This is a genomic window from Streptomyces sp. NBC_01450 (assembly GCF_036227505.1).
In the GTDB taxonomy this organism is placed as follows: Bacteria; Actinomycetota; Actinomycetes; order Streptomycetales; family Streptomycetaceae; genus Streptomyces.
Map to the genome: position 1 here is coordinate 426,396 of NZ_CP109480.1, position 14,348 is coordinate 440,743.

Genomic DNA, 14,348 nt, shown 5'->3' on the forward strand with positions numbered 1-14,348 from the left:
GGTGACGGGGGTTCAGGCGCGGCGGGTCGCGGTGACGGTGAGCCGCCAGGCGACCTCGCCGGTCGGTGGCACGACGGCGGTGTCGCCGTCGTCCGCCGCGGCGCGATCGAAGACGCGGCCGAGCATCGGCTCGACGCCGATCGAGCGGTACGGCGCTCCCCGGGGGAAGCCGCCGAGGTTGCGCCAGAGGGCGACCGCGACCGGCTGTCCGTCGGCCTCGACGGACAGGTGCAGTGTGTCGGCGCCGTCGTGCACGGACACCTGGGAGGTGAGGACGACCGCTCCGACGGCACTCCCGTCGTCCGGGCCGAGCAGGTCCAGCGGTACGCCGTCGACGCTGGGCCAGGTGCCGGTGACCCAGCGGTCGCCCTCGTCCGGGTAGAGCCGGGTCACCGCCGGTCCGGCGATGCCGATCCGGGCGGCCGGGGAGAGGTCCAGCAGGGCGTGGGCGGCCCATACGAACCGGTACCCGGGCGCGGCGGAGAGCGTGTAGTCGGCGACGACCGCGTCCCCTCGCTCGCCGATGCGCCGGGTCAGGCGGAAGTCGGGGCACTCCGCGACGTCCTCCTCGCCCTCCCTGTGCCAGGGCCGCGACCAGGTGTCCCCGTGGTCGGGCAGCCCGCGCACGGTGGGCACGCACTCCTCCAGTCCCCCGGCGTCGGCGAAGGGGTCACCGGGCCGGACCGTGCGGCGGCGGGGCTCGTCGCGGTGCCACAGCCACTCGCGGCCGCCCGCGGTCAGCGAGGTCCAGCGTCCGCCGTGGTCCGGGTCGGTGGTGACGCGGACGGGCAGACGCGTGGCGCTCACCATTCGGCGAAGGAGCCGTCGGCGTGCCGCCAGACGGGGTTGCGCCAGGCGTGGCCTGACCGGTCGGCGGCGCGGACCGCGTCCTCGTCGACGGCGACGCCGAGTCCGGGCAGAGTGGTGCGGTGCGCCTGACCGTCGACGAAGCGGAAGGGCTCGGTGTCGACCAGGTAGGACAGCAGGTCGGCGTCCTTGTTGTAGTGGATGCCCCGGCTCTGCTCCTGGATCAGGAAGTTGGGCGTGGCGAAGGCGACCTGGAGGCTGGCGGCCAGCGCGATGGGACCGAGCGGGCAGTGCGGCGCGAGGTGGGCCCCGAAGGTCTCGGCGAGCGAGGCGATCCGGGTGACCTCCGATATCCCGCCGGCGTGCGACAGGTCCGGCTGGGCCACGGCGATGCCCGCGGTCAGCGCCGGGAGGAAGTCGGCCCGCCCGTAGAGGCGTTCGCCGGTGGCCAGCGGCACGGACGAGGCGGCGACCAGTCCGGGCAGCAGATGTGCCTGCTCGGGCAGAACGGGTTCCTCGACGAACAGCGGGTGCAGCGGGGCTATCTCGTGGAGCACGCGCCGCGCGTTGGCGGCGCTGAAACGGCCGTGGAAGTCCACGGCGACGTCATGGTGCGGGCCCAGGGCCTCGCGCGCGGCGGCCACGCGCTCGACGACGGCGGCCGTCTCGGCGGGGCTGCCGATCGGCGGGGTGCGCCCGGCGGCGTTCATCTTGACGGCGGTGAAGCCGGCCTCCATCTGGGCGGTGACCGCGTCCTTGAGGCCCTCGGGTTCATCGCCGCCGACCCAGGCGTATACCCGGACGGTGTCGCGCACCGGGCCGCCGAGCAGGGTGTGCACCGGCACGCCGAGGGCGCGGCCGGCGATGTCCCACAGGGCCTGGTCGATACCGGCGACGGCGCTGGAGAGGACCGGGCCGCCCCGGTAGAAGCCGCCCTTGCTCAGCACCTGCCAGTGGTCCTGGATGCGCAGCGGGTCCTGGCCCACCAGGTACTCCGCCAGCACCTCCACGGCTGACCTGACCACCTCGGCCCGGCCCTCCACCACCGGCTCGCCCCAGCCGACGACGCCGTCGTCGGTCTCGATGCGGCAGAAGAGCCAACGGGGCGGGACGAGGAAAGTCTCGACGCGCGCGATCTTCACTGTGACTGGCCGTCCTTCTCATCGGCGGAGCTGTCCGCGCCCTCGGGCGCGGACGTTCCGCTGAGCTTGTCGAGGTCGCGCGTCGCCTGGTCGAGCAGGGCGCGCATGGCGTGTTCCGCGGCGTCCGGGTCCTGGTCGCGCACGGCGTCGAGGACGGCTCGGTGGCTGGGGACCGGGTCCTCGCTGTGGGGGGCGCTGTGCACGAGTTGGTCGCGCTGGGCCAGGCCCGACTCGATGACCATCTCCATGCGTTCGAGCAGTTCGTTGTGGGTGGCCGCGAGCAGCGCCCGGTGGAAGGCGAGGTCGGACTCGACGGCGTCGCTCGCGCCGCCCTCCTGACCCATCGCGGTCAGTGCCTTCTCCAAGGCCTCGAGGTCGGCGTCGGTGCGGCGGGCCGCGGCCAGCCGTACGGCGGCGGGTTCGATGATGCCGCGGACCTCGCCGAGGTTGCGGAGCAGCGCGAGGTCGGTGCCGGTGCCGTTGCTCTCGGAGAACTGCCAGCGCAGTACGTCGGCGTCGAGCAGGTTCCAGTCGGAGCGGGGCCGGACGAACGTGCCGCGTTTCTGCCGGGCGTCGACCATGCCCTTGGCCGCGAGCACCTTGAGCGATTCACGCAGGGCCGTCAGGCTGACGTCCAGTTCGCTCTGCAGGGCCGCCATGTCGAGCGTCGCTCCCTCGGGGATCGCGCCGCTGAGCACCCGGCGGGCGAGGGTCTCCACGGTCTGGCCGTGCACTCCGCGGCGCGCGTATGGCGTCATGTGTTTGCCTTTCTTGCTGGTCGGTCGGTGGGGGGAGCGGTCGGTCGCGTCAGGCGGACGCCTTGGTGACGCTCCAGCCGCCGTCCACGAGCAGGCTCGATCCGGTGATGTAGGAGGCTTCTTCGGAGGCGAGGAAGGCGACGGCGGCGGCGACCTCCTCGGGAGTGCCGAAGCGGCGGGCCGCGGTCTCGGCGACGCTGAGCTCGCGGTCGGCCGACGAGACGCGGTCCCAGGCGGCGGTGAGGATCGGTCCCGGCAGCAAGGCGTTGACGCGGATCTCGGGGCCGTACTCGACGGCGAGTTGTCCGCACAGCGACAGCAGCGCGCCCTTGCTCGCCGCGTACGCCGGGTGGCCGGGGATCCCTCGGTGGGCGTGGACGGAGGAGACGAGCACCACGGTCCCCTGGTGCTCGCGCAGGTCGGGCAGTGTCGCCTTGACTCCGAGGAAGGCGCCGGTGAGGTTGACCGACAGCTGCCGTTCCCAGGAGGCCAGGCTGGTCTCGTGGGCCGGCGCGACCGTCACCGTGTACGCGTTGCTGACCAGGACGTCCACGGGCCCGAAGCTGTGGGCGGTGGTGATCACCCGCTGCCAGTCGTCCTCGCTCGCGACGTCGGCGGCGACGAAGAGGGCCCGGGCCCCGTCCTTGCGCAGTCGCTCGGCGATTTCCTCGCCGCGGTCGGCGGCGATGTCGACCAGGACGACGGCCGCGCCCTCCGCGGCGAGGCGTGCCGCGGAGGCCGCGCCGATGCCCGACGCGGCGCCGGTGACGACGGCGACGCGGTTGGTGAAGCGGCCGGCTGCGTTCATGAGGTGGATCGTCTCCTGTTCGAGAGGGAGATGGGGTACAGATTCTTTCGCTGTCGTCACTGCCGGGCCAGGACGGTCAGCTCCGCGTCGTGTGCGGCGGTCCACGCGAACGGCAGCCCCGAGTGGATCAGGTACGCGCCGCTGTAGCGGGTGCCGGCCGCGGTGTCGGTGTAGACGGCGTCCGGCCGCAGGCCGCGCAGCCGGAGCCGGGCGGCCCGGCCGGGCACCAGGGGCGCGCCGTCCAGCGGGCCGGTGTTCCAGGCCGTCACCACCAGGTGGGCTCCGCCCGGTTCCTCGTACTGGATGCCGCAGGTCGGGTCGGCGGGGCTGCCGAGCAGGCTCACCTCGCCGTGGTGGACGATGGCGCGGATCTCCTTGTAGCGGGCGATCCACTCGGTGGCCTCGGCGCGCTGCTGCGGCGTCCAGTGGCGTATGTCGGCGCCGATGCCCAGGACTCCGGCGATGGAGTTGACGAACCGGAAGGCGAGGGAGCGGGGGCGCGGGTCGAAGACGCCGGGGGCGTCGGTGACCCAGGAGCTCATGGTGTGCGGGGCGTGCGCGTGGAGGTAGCCGTGCTGGATGCGCAGCCGGTCCATGGGCGCGGTGTTGTCGCTGGGCCACACCACGTCGGTGCGGGCGATGGTGGCGTGCTCGACGCGGGCGCCGCCGCCGGCGCAGCCCTCGACGGTGACGTGCGGGTGGGCGGTGCGCAGGTGGTCCAGGACGCGTAGGTAACCGGCGACGTGAGCGGCGTCGAGGTCCTGGAGCTCGGGGTCGGGACCGGCCGGGTGGCCGGGGCGGCCGCGCTCGGTGGGCGGCCGGTTCATGTCCCACTTGAGGTAACTGATGGCGTGGTCGCCGAGCAGCCGGTCGAGGGTGCCGATGACGAACTCCTGGACGTCCTCGCGGCCGAGGTCGAGCAGAAGCTGATTGCGTACGAGCGTCGCGGGCCGGCCCTCGATCCGGTACACCCACTCGGGGTGCTCGGCGTAGAGCTTGGAGCGGGGACTGATGCCCTCGGGCTCCACCCAGAGGCCGAAGTCCATGCCGAGGGCGCGGACGTCCTCGACGAACCGGTCGAACCCGCCGGGGAATTCGGCCGGGTCCGGGTCCCAGTCGCCGAGGCCGCCGGTGTCGTCGGGGCGTCCGGTGAACCAGCCGTCGTCGACGACGAAGAGTTCGGCGCCCAGTTCCGCGGCCGTCTTGGCGAGCTCCAGCTGCCCGGCGGCGTCGACGTCGAAGCCGGTCGCCTCCCACGAGTTGTAGAGGACCTTGCGCGGCCGGTCGATGCGCTCGCCGGTGAGGTGCCGCTCGTAGCGGTGCCACACGCGGGCCAGTCCGTCGAGCCCGTCCGGGCTGAAGGCGCAGGCCAGTCGGGGCGTGACGAGGGTGGCGCCGGGGGCGAGGCGGACGGCGCCCTCGTGGGGCACGCGGCCGGCCCGCACTCGTACGGCGCCGCCGGGCTCGGCGTCGGCGGTGATCCGCCAGTTGCCTGACCATTCCAGGGCGATGCCGTACGTGGGGGTGGCGCCCTCGGCGGGGGCGGCGGCGTCCTGGACCGCGAGCCAGGGATGGTAGGCGTGCCCGGCCGAGCCCTGGGTGCTCTCCATCTCGAAGCGGCCGCGTTCCAGCTCCAGGTGCTTCAGCTGGAACTCCTGCGACCACTGGCCGGCCAGGTACGTCAGCCGCGCGCCGCCCTGGACGGGCACATTGACGGCGGCGGAGTCGAAGCGCTCCAGGCGCACCTCGGTCTCTCCGGTGCAGGTCAGCTCCGTCCAGCGCAGGACGACGTCCGTGCCGGGTACCGTCTCGTAGCGGAGCGTGGTGCGCAGCCCGAGGACGTCGTCGGCGAACTCCAGGCGCAGCGCCCGGTCTCCGTCCTGTGTGGCGCCGGTGAACCGCCACCAGCTGCCGCGGTCGCCGCCGGGGTGGGAGGCGATCAGGTCGGCGCCGGTGAACGGCCGCAGCCCGTAAGGGATGTACTCGGCCGGGGCGGCGTCGGCGGGGATGATGAAGTGGGTGCGCCGCGACCAGTCCATGGGCGACGGTCCGTCCTCGACGCCGTGGGGACCCCAGGCGGCGAGTTCGGCCCAGCGGCCGTCGCCGCCGAGGGTGACGGCGTAGGTGGTGGTGTCGGTGCGCAGCAGCCACCGGTCGTGCGGGGTCACTTGACGGCTCCGAGGTTCAGTCCGGCCACGAAGTAGCGCTGGAAGCGGAGGAAGACGGCCACCGTCGGGGCGGCGGCGATCACCGAGCCGGCCGCGATCACGTTCCACATGGACACGTACTGGCCCTGCAGCCCGATGAGGGAGGCGGTGATGGGCATCTGGGTGTCGGTGCGCAGCACCGTGATGGCCCACAGCAGGTCGTTGAAGATCCAGGTGAACGCCAGGGCGGTCAGCGCGGCCAGCGCCGGGCGGGCCAGCGGCAGGATGATCCGCCAGTAGATCTGCCACGGGTTCGCGCCGTCGATGACGGCGGCCTGTTGGATCTCGCCGGGGATCGCCCGCATGAAGCCGTGCAGGACGAAGACGTAGAAGCCGACGCCGAAGCCGACCTGCACGCCGATCAGGGCGTACAACTGGTCGTAGATGCCGAGCATTTCGCTGAGCTTGGACACCGGGATCAGCAGGATCTGCGGGGGCAGCAGGTTGCCGCCGAGCATGACCAGCAGCAGGACGCGCCGGAAGGGCAGGTCGTAGCGGCTGAGCGCGAAGGCCGCCATGGAGGCGAGGCCGAGCGAGAGCAGCAGGGTGGGGATGGTGACGAGCAGGCTGTTGATGAGGGCGCGCTGCTGGCCGCCGTCCACCCACGCCTGGCGGAAGCTGTCGAAGGTGAACGAGTGCGGCCAACTGCCGACGCCGTGCGCGGCGATGTCGTCGAACGTCCGGGTGCTGGTGACCAGCACGAGGACGATCGGCAGCAGCCACAGCGCGGACAGCAGGCCCGCGGTGAGGTGGAACCCGGTGGTGCGCAGGCTGCGGCCGCTCAGGACGGGGCGGCGGGGCGCGGCGACCTTGGCGGGGCCGGCCTGGCCCGACGAGCCTTCGGCGCCCTTGATGTGCGCGGTCGCGTCAGTGGCGGTCATCAGTCGGCCTCCTTGAAGGCGCGCACGAGGTAGCTCGCGATGACGCCGAAGGCCAGCACGAAGATGACGACGGCGAGCGCGGAGCCGTATCCCAGGCGCAGGGACTGGAACGCGGTGGAGTACATGTAGGTGCTCAGCAGTTCGGAGGAGTGGTAGGGGCCGCCGCGGGTGAGCGCCCACACCACGTCGAACGAGCGCAGGGAGTCGATGACGATCACCGACAGGACGACCGCGTTGACGCTGCGCAGCTGCGGCAGGGTGATGTGCCGGAACTGCTGCAGTCGGCTGGCGCCGTCGACCTTCGCCGCCTCGTACAGCACGGGGTCGATGCCCTTGAGACCGGCCAGGTACAGCACCATCACATAGCCGACCTGGCGCCACAGCGCGGGCACGATGACCGCGTAGAAGGCGGTGTCCTGGTCGGCGAGCCAGGCATGCTTCCAGCCGCCGAGACCGATGGCCCCCAGCACGTTGTTGATCAGGCCGTCCGGCTGGTACATCGCCTGCCACACCAGCGCGGTGGCGACGAGTGAGAAGACAACCGGCAGGAAGAGCGCCGCCCGGTAGAACCCGATGCCGCGCCGCTCCTGCTGGAGCAGCAGCGCGGCACCGAGCCCGAGGGCGGCGGACAGCCCGCCGAAGAGCAGCAGCCACAGCACCGTGTTGATCGCGGCGGTGCGGAAGACCGCGTCGTGCGCCATCTCGCTGAAGTTGCCGAGGCCGACGAACTTCGGGGCCGACAGACCGTCCCAGGAGGTCAGGGAGAGGTAGAAGCCCTGGAGGGCCGGCCAGAAGACCCAGAACGCCTCGGCGAGCAGCGGGACGAGAACGAAGGCCAGGACCACCGGGGGCACCCGAGTGGCCCTGGACCGTCGTGCGGAACCGATCAGCGCCATTGTCACTGGCTCCAGATCTTCTGTGCGCTGCGCTGCCACGTGGTGAGGATGGATCCGACCTGCTTGGGCTTCGCCAGGTAGTGCACGAGCGCCGTGTCAGCGGTCGGCTGGAGCGCGTCGCTGGAGTCCCGGTTGAAGAACTGCGTGACGTCGGTGGCGCTTTCGATGAGTTTGCGGCCCTTGAGGACCAGCGGGGTGCCGGCGTCCTTGGCGTCGGGGTGCGTGGGCAGCGTGGTGCCGGAGCCGCTCTTGAGGAAGAGCTCCTGCGCCTCGGCGGTGGCCAGGTAGCGCAGCAGCTCCTTGACGCCGTCGGCGCGCTTGGTGCGGGCGCTGGCGAAGTAGCCGTCGGTGGGCGCCTCCTCGGCGACCGGCACCTTCGGGTCGATGATGGGGAACTGGAAGAAGTCCAGATCGTCCAGGGCGTCCTTGGGGGCGGCGTCGGCGAAGAAGGTGCCGATGAGCATCATGCCGGTACGGCCCTGGAGGAGGGCGGTGGTGGCGTCCTGGAAGGGAATGGCCGTGCCGTTGGGGTCGAAGTACGGGCGGGCCTCGTCCCACTTGTCGAAGACCTTGCGGACCTCGGGGTCGTCGAAGCGGTGCTTGCCCGCGAGGAGTTCGCGGTGGTACGCGGCGCCGTTGACGCGGATGTTGAGGTAGTCGAACCAGGTGGAGGCGACCCAGGGGGTGTCACCGCCGGCGCCGAGGCCGATCGGGGCGACTCCCTTGCTCTTGAGCTTGTCGCAGAGGTCGAGGAACTCGTCCCAGGTCTTGGGCTCCTTGACGCCCCACTTGGCGAAGTTCGACTTCCGGTAGAACACGCCCCACCAGTAGTAGCTGGTGGGCACGAAGACCTTCTTGCCGCTGGAGGCCGAGGTGCACAGCTTCTTCAGTGCGTCGGAGTAGCCGGCGAGCTCGGGCTTCTCCCAGATGTCGTCGAGGCCGAGGAGCAGGTCCTTCTTGGCGTACGACTCGGCGACGGAGCCGGGGTACCAGGTGTAGGCGTCCGGCGGGTTGGCCGACGTGAGGTAGGTCGGCAGCTGGGTGCGGAACGTCTCCGACGCGACCGTGTTGAGCTGGGCCCTGGTGTCCCCGCGCTTGTCGAAGGCGGCGACGACCGCCTGCATCGCGGTCTTGGCCTGTGGGGAGGAGAGGTTGGACTGCAGGGTCACCGGGCCGCCGGACTTTCCTCCGGAGGCGGACGGGGTCTGGGTGACGCAACCGCTGAGCAGCGCGCCGGCGCCGACTGCGCCTGTTCCTACGAGGAATCTGCGGCGGGTGGCGTTGAAAACGGTCATCTGTGCACTCCCTAAGTGCCTACGGGACAGAACTGAGGCCCCCTGACGGCCCGGCTTTGCCTGTGGCAGGCACAGCCTGTCGCAGAGGTCCGGGTGCCGTCAAGATTAATTACTAATTTATTATTCGGAGAGTGTGCCTCCGGGCCGAACAAGGCCCGGAGGCACACCTTTTGGCGCTGGGTGGTACGGGTTGACGCAGGTGAAACCAGGTGGAGCGGGGTGGATCAGGAGGAAGGCGGAACGAGCTCGCGCAGATCAGAGCCCGGTCTGGTGGACGCGGCCGTCCACCCCGCGGAAGGCGGCCAGCACGCCGCCGTCCGGCCCGGCGACGCCACCGAGCGCGCCGTCGAAGGCACCGCTGACGAAGTCGGCGTCCTTGCTCCAGCCGCTCCAGCCGCCGTCGGCGGTCCAGCTGCGCATCCAGAGCGTGTAGTCCCCGGCCCTCGCGTACAGGTGGACGGTGCCGCCGGAGGCCACCAGGGTCGGGCTGCCGCTGACCGTGCCGCCGAGCGACGTCCAGTCCGACCAGGTGCCGGAGGTGTCACGGGTCCGCGACCACACCGAGTCGTCGGGGGTGCGCACGGCCACGTGCAGCCGCCCACCGTCGTCGAAGACGGCCGACGGACGTCCGTAGAACGGCCGGCCCTGCGGGGCACCGAGCGAGGTCCAGTCGGAGGCCGGGCCGCGCGACCACACACTGCCGTCGGCGCCGCGCGCGAACAGGGTCCAGTCGTCCGGTCCCGCGAAGGCCGCGGTCGGCGCGTCCGTCAGCTTCCCGCCGAGGCTCTGCCAGCGCCCCCAGTGCCCGTCCGCGTACACGCGCCGGTAGGCGGTGTCGTCGGTGCCGCGCACGAAGACGTCGATCCGGCCGCCGGCCGAGGCGTACGCCGCGGGCTGGCCCAGGATGCGCCCGTCCGTCGGACCGCCCAGATCGGTGGTCCGGGACGTGGACCAGTCACCGCCGTGCGCGGTCTGCTCGCGCAGCGCGCCGTCCGTGCCACGGGTGAAGACGGTGAGCGTGTCGCCGTCGCGCACCAGGGCCGGGCTCGCCGACGAGCGGCCGGGAAGCTGCGCGCCGGGGGCCTCGTCGGTCCCGGTCAGCTCGAGGAAGGCCGTGCCGTGCGCGGGGACGCGCACCGTGTACGAGCCGGTGAAGGTCCCACGCGAGGCACGGGCCCGCAGGTCACGCACCGCGACCTCGCCCGCGAGGCCGGCGTCCGCGAAGGTCACCGTACGGTCCTGCGCCTGGTCGGAACGGTTGAGCAGAACGACCGCCCGCTTGCCCGCCCCCTGCAGCACCTTGCTGTAGACGTCGCCGACCGAGTCGGTCGCCACGCGGGCGCCCTGGATGCCCAGCGGATCCTGGTCGACGGCGACGATCTCCGGGTTGCGCAGAGTGTCGATCATCGACTGCGGCAGAGTGCGCGGGTCACTGCCGAGCACGAGCGGCGAGGCCATCTCGGCCCACATCACGAACTGTGTGGTGGACTCCTCCTCCGTCAGCTCGTAGCCGCCCTCGGCGAGCTTGCGCATCGGGATGAGGTAGTCGGGGTCGTTCCAGTGCCCGGGCCCCTGCGCCTCGGGGTGCCAGGCGTTGGCATCCATGTTGCGCAGGATGTTCGGCCACTCCCCCGCGGTCGGGGTACCCCAGGCGAGGTCGGTGCCGGTGCGCCAGGAGTCGGCGGCCGTCGGGCCGTAGACGAAGGTGTTGTGCGCATCCTGCTCGGGGGTGTGCGGCATGCCCCAGTCGTCGGTGAGCGGGTTGCACAGGTTGAGCAGCATCTTCCGCCCGGACTTGGCGACGGCGTCGCTGAACTCCTTGAAGGCGGGGCCCGGGTCGAGCCCCGCGCCGATGCCGCAGAGGAAGTCCACCTTGATGGCGTCGACCTTCCAGTCGGCGAACTGGCGGGCGTCCTGCTCGTAGTGGCCGCGGCTGCCCAGGCCGCACCACTTGCCGCCGTCGTACTCACCCGCGTCGGTGTAGATGCCGGCCTTGAGGCCGCGCTGATGAAGGTACTTCACCAGCGCGGGGATCCCGGAGGGGAAGCGGGTGGGGTTGGCGACGAGCTGACCCGTCTCCGGGTCGCGCGGCTGATCCGCCTGCCAACCGCCGTCCAGCCAGACGATGTTGTAGCCGCTGTCGCGCAGCCCGCTGCTGACGAGGTAGTCGGCGACCTTCCTGACCTGATCCTCCGTCGGGGCGCCGAGCCCGTAGTAGGTGTTCCATCCCATGTACGGCGTGGGGGCGAGGCCGCTGTCGTAGTACTGCGGCGCGCCCTGGTCGTCCGCGGCGTGTGCCACCGGAACCACCGACCCGACCAGCACCACGGCGCCGAACGCCACCGCGGTCCGTCGCGTTCGCGCCATCCCTGCACGATGCGAAGCCACTGAATTCTCCAGAGAGTTGGGGGTACAGGGCTCCCCCGGCTCCAGTCGTACCGGAGCGGGGAGCCACGGCGGAAACTGTGCCCAGGGCCCCCAGGACTGTCAATATTAATTGCTAATTAACTTAAAAACGGGATCTCGCAGTGACGTAGCGACGCCCCGGATCACCGTCTGCCCGAGGACGCGGAACTCGCCGTCGGCCCTTGGCTCAAGCGCCGACGGCCGCGCGTCCGGCCGCGTAGATGCGGGCCTGCTCGGTGACGCGGCGGCCGAGGTGCTCGGCGGTGGCCATATCGGCCTTGTGGACTGCCTCGGGGCCCTGGTCGGTGGGGGTCTGGGCGCCCACGCCCAGGTAGAAGCCGAGGCGGTTGAGGTCGTCCTCGGAGGCGGTGGAGGTGTTCCAGCCCGGGTGCAGGCCGAGGTTGACCCAGGTCATCCCGTGCTGGGCCGCCAGGACGGTGAAGTACTGGAGCGTGTGGAGCTTGTCGCCGCTCTTGGCACCGGAGTTGCTGAATCCGGCGGCGAGCTTGTCCTTCCACGAGTGGACGGACCAGCGCTTGGAGGTACTCTCGGCGAACTGGTGGAAGGCACCGGAAGCCGTGCCCATATAGGTCGGCGAACCGAAGACGATCGCGTCCGAGGCGTCGAGCAGCCCCCACTGTTCGTCGGTGATCTCGTCGACCTTGATCAGGTGGACGACGGCCCCGGCCTGCACCGCGCCGTCACGTACAGCCTCAGCGAGGACGGTGGTGTGGCCGTAGCCGGAGTAGTAGGCGATCGCGACGACGGGGGTGGTCATGAAGGTGCTCCTCCTGGCAGTGTGTTCGCTGACTCCCTCTGGGAGCCAGGAGGTCGACGATCATCCGGCGCGGCGGCTCGGGGTCGACCTGCACCTACGAGGACCGAGCAGCCTCCGCCTCTGTGACACCGAACGCGTGACGCGTGAGCACGCGTACCGCCGTCGGCGCGGGTGCGTCCGCAGGGCGGCTACCCCGTGTCGGCGATGTCCGAGCGGTGGTCACGGAGACCGGGAAGGGTCGACGCACCTAGGTCGGGTGTCCGCGATACGCTGACGCGGCCGACGGGAGACTCGGCCCTGCCCGCGGTCGCGCCGCGTAACCGCCGGTTGCTGGATCGGCTGGGCGGGCACGGAATTGTTTGGAACCCTCACGCGCTGATGAAGTCAGAGGGCTCGGGATACCACCGGTGTGCGATCCGAGCAGCTCGAGTGATCGAGGGCAACAGACATTGGAGGGGCCGAAATGGCAGCGCAGACACAGAGGGCCGTACTGGCGGGCGGATGCTTCTGGGGGATGCAGGACCTGATCCGCCGGCAGCCGGGCGTGACGGCGACCCGGGTCGGATACACCGGGGGTGACGTACCGAACGCGACGTACCGTAACCACGGCACTCACGCGGAGGCCATCGAGATCCTTTTCGACCCTGAGAAGACCGACTTCCGCGCGATCTTGGAGCTCTTCTTCCAGATCCACGACCCGAGTACCAAGAACCGCCAGGGCAACGACATCGGCCTCAGCTACCGCTCGGCGATCTACTACGTGGATGACGAGCAGAAGCGGATCGCCGAGGACACCATCGCGGATGTGGACGCCTCCGGACTGTGGCCGGGCAAGGTCGTCACCGAGGTCGAGCCGGTAGGCCCCTTCTGGGAGGCCGAGCCCGAGCACCAGGACTACCTGGAGCGTTACCCCGACGGCTACACCTGCCACTTCCCTCGCCCAGGATGGCGGCTGCCCGCCCGCGCGGAGGGCTGACCGCACGAGGCGGCAACCACCCACTGGTCCTGTGCCTGACGTCCTGCCGGGCTCAAGGAAAGCTGATCCCCGCGAGGAGGGCGACCTCCTCGCGGCGCAGCCACGGGACGCGCCGGTTGCCCTGATCCCGGGCTTCAGCACACTGGGCCAGTTCCTGCGGGCGCGCGGATACCGGCCCGGTGCGTAGGCATACCCGGTGACTGTCATGTTTCCAGCGCCCGAACGCGTTCCGGGCTCACGGACCGCCCGGTCAGTCCCAGTTCTCACACTGTCCTGGCTCACGCTGTCCTGGCTCGTCCCACAGTGCTCCTCCCACAGTGCTCCTCCCACCGTGCTCGGCGCACAGTGCTCGGCGCAGTCTGACGGCGCAGTTCGACCGACCGGAGGAATCCATCACATGTCCCACCTCTTCACGACCCCCTTCGGCCGCGACACCACCGCCTCGGAGGTGATCGAAGGCGTCGACCTGTCCGGCAGACGGGCGATCGTCACGGGGGCCGGCTCGGGCATCGGCGTCGAGACCGCCCGCGCTCTGGCGGCAGGCGGGGCCGAGGTCACGCTCGCCGTCCGCCGTCCGGAAGCCGGCGAGCAGGTCGCGGCCGACCTGCGCAAGGCCACCGGGAACGACGCGATCCACGTCGTCCGCCTGGACGTGGCCGACATAGAGTCGGTGCGCGCGCTCGCCGCCGACTGGCAGGGCCCACTGCACATCCTGATCAACAACGCCGGCATCATGATGCCACCGGAACTCGAGCGGGGCATCGGCGGCCACGAGCAGCAGTTCGCCACCAACTACCTGGGGCACTTCGCCCTGGCCCTGGGGCTGCACCGCGCCCTCGCCGACGGCGACGGCGCGCGCCTGGTCTCGGTCTCCTCCAGCGGCCATCTCTTCTCTCCCGTCGTCTTCGACGACATCGACTTCCGCTTCCGCCCGTACGACGCGCTCGCCGCCTACGGACAGTCCAAGACCGCCGCCATCCTCCTCGCCGTCGAAGCGCAGCGCCGCTGGTCCGCCGACGGCATCACGGCCAACTCCCTGCATCCCGGTGCGATCGCCACCAACCTCCAGCGGCACACCGGAGGTCTGCGGACCCCCGAGCCCTACCGCAAGACGATCGAGCAGGGCGCCGCGACCACCGTGTTCCTCGCCGCTTCCCCGCTGGTCGAAGGCGTTGGCGGCCGCTACTTCGAGGACGTCGACGAGGCGCCTCTCGTCCACACCCGGCCCACCCAATGGGGCGTCCCGGGCGTGGCCCCCTACGCGCTGGACCCGGAGAACGCCGAGCGCCTGTGGCAGCTGGCGAGCGACATCGTCGGCTGACCGCCACGGCGTCCGGTGTCACCGTCTTCAAGGACGGGGAGCGGCGCCCGGCGTACGTGTGGATGCACGGCGT

12 protein-coding genes are annotated in these 14,348 nt (G+C 71.1%); 2 read left to right on the forward strand and 10 right to left on the reverse strand.

Annotated features, from left to right (window positions below; translation table 11 throughout):
- Positions 1-12 precede the first annotated feature (12 nt).
- The 10 genes from OG568_RS01995 to OG568_RS02040 all read right to left on the reverse strand — a co-directional run bounded on the left by OG568_RS01995 (position 13) and on the right by OG568_RS02040 (position 11,978).
- Complete coding sequence (locus OG568_RS01995; protein WP_329530000.1) at positions 13-810, reverse strand: hypothetical protein; 798 nt, start codon at positions 808-810, stop codon at positions 13-15.
- Entirely contained in the window at positions 804-1,949 is a 1,146-nt protein-coding gene (gene dgoD / locus OG568_RS02000; protein WP_266590686.1) for a galactonate dehydratase, read from the reverse strand. The genes OG568_RS01995 and dgoD overlap by 7 nt, the downstream gene beginning before the upstream one ends.
- Entirely contained in the window at positions 1,946-2,707 is a 762-nt protein-coding gene (locus OG568_RS02005; RefSeq protein ID WP_329530001.1) for a FadR/GntR family transcriptional regulator, read from the reverse strand. Before OG568_RS02005 ends, dgoD begins: the two co-directional genes overlap by 4 nt.
- Before the next feature lie 49 nt (positions 2,708-2,756).
- The gene (locus OG568_RS02010; RefSeq protein WP_329530002.1) at positions 2,757-3,515 is read right to left on the reverse strand and encodes an SDR family NAD(P)-dependent oxidoreductase; all 759 of its coding nucleotides are present in this window, start codon (positions 3,513-3,515) and stop codon (positions 2,757-2,759) included.
- 56 nt (positions 3,516-3,571) lie between these two features.
- The gene (locus tag OG568_RS02015; protein WP_329530003.1) at positions 3,572-5,683 is read right to left on the reverse strand and encodes an alpha-galactosidase; all 2,112 of its coding nucleotides are present in this window, start codon (positions 5,681-5,683) and stop codon (positions 3,572-3,574) included.
- The gene (locus tag OG568_RS02020; RefSeq protein ID WP_329530004.1) at positions 5,680-6,603 is read right to left on the reverse strand and encodes a carbohydrate ABC transporter permease; all 924 of its coding nucleotides are present in this window, start codon (positions 6,601-6,603) and stop codon (positions 5,680-5,682) included. The genes OG568_RS02015 and OG568_RS02020 overlap by 4 nt, the downstream gene beginning before the upstream one ends.
- Positions 6,603-7,499, reverse strand: coding sequence for a carbohydrate ABC transporter permease (locus OG568_RS02025; protein WP_329530005.1), 897 nt, complete (start codon positions 7,497-7,499; stop codon positions 6,603-6,605). Before OG568_RS02025 ends, OG568_RS02020 begins: the two co-directional genes overlap by 1 nt.
- A 2-nt stretch (positions 7,500-7,501) precedes the next feature.
- Positions 7,502-8,794 (reverse strand): ABC transporter substrate-binding protein, encoded by a 1,293-nt coding sequence (locus tag OG568_RS02030; RefSeq protein WP_329530006.1) that lies wholly within the window; start codon positions 8,792-8,794, stop codon positions 7,502-7,504.
- A gap of 255 nt (positions 8,795-9,049) precedes the next feature.
- Positions 9,050-11,161, reverse strand: a complete 2,112-nt coding sequence (locus OG568_RS02035) for a glycoside hydrolase family 27 protein (RefSeq protein ID WP_329530007.1) — start codon at positions 11,159-11,161, stop codon at positions 9,050-9,052.
- Positions 11,162-11,387: 226 nt separating this feature from the next.
- A complete protein-coding gene (locus OG568_RS02040) occupies positions 11,388-11,978 on the reverse strand; it encodes a flavodoxin family protein (RefSeq protein WP_329530008.1) in 591 nt (196 codons plus the stop codon).
- Between the two features lie 463 nt (positions 11,979-12,441).
- Here OG568_RS02040 and msrA point away from each other — a divergent pair, with 463 nt between their 5' ends.
- The gene (gene msrA / locus OG568_RS02045) at positions 12,442-12,954 is read left to right on the forward strand and encodes a peptide-methionine (S)-S-oxide reductase MsrA (protein WP_266590675.1); all 513 of its coding nucleotides are present in this window, start codon (positions 12,442-12,444) and stop codon (positions 12,952-12,954) included.
- A gap of 397 nt (positions 12,955-13,351) precedes the next feature.
- A complete protein-coding gene (locus OG568_RS02050; RefSeq protein WP_329530009.1) occupies positions 13,352-14,275 on the forward strand; it encodes an SDR family NAD(P)-dependent oxidoreductase in 924 nt (307 codons plus the stop codon).
- Positions 14,276-14,348: the final 73 nt, after the last annotated feature.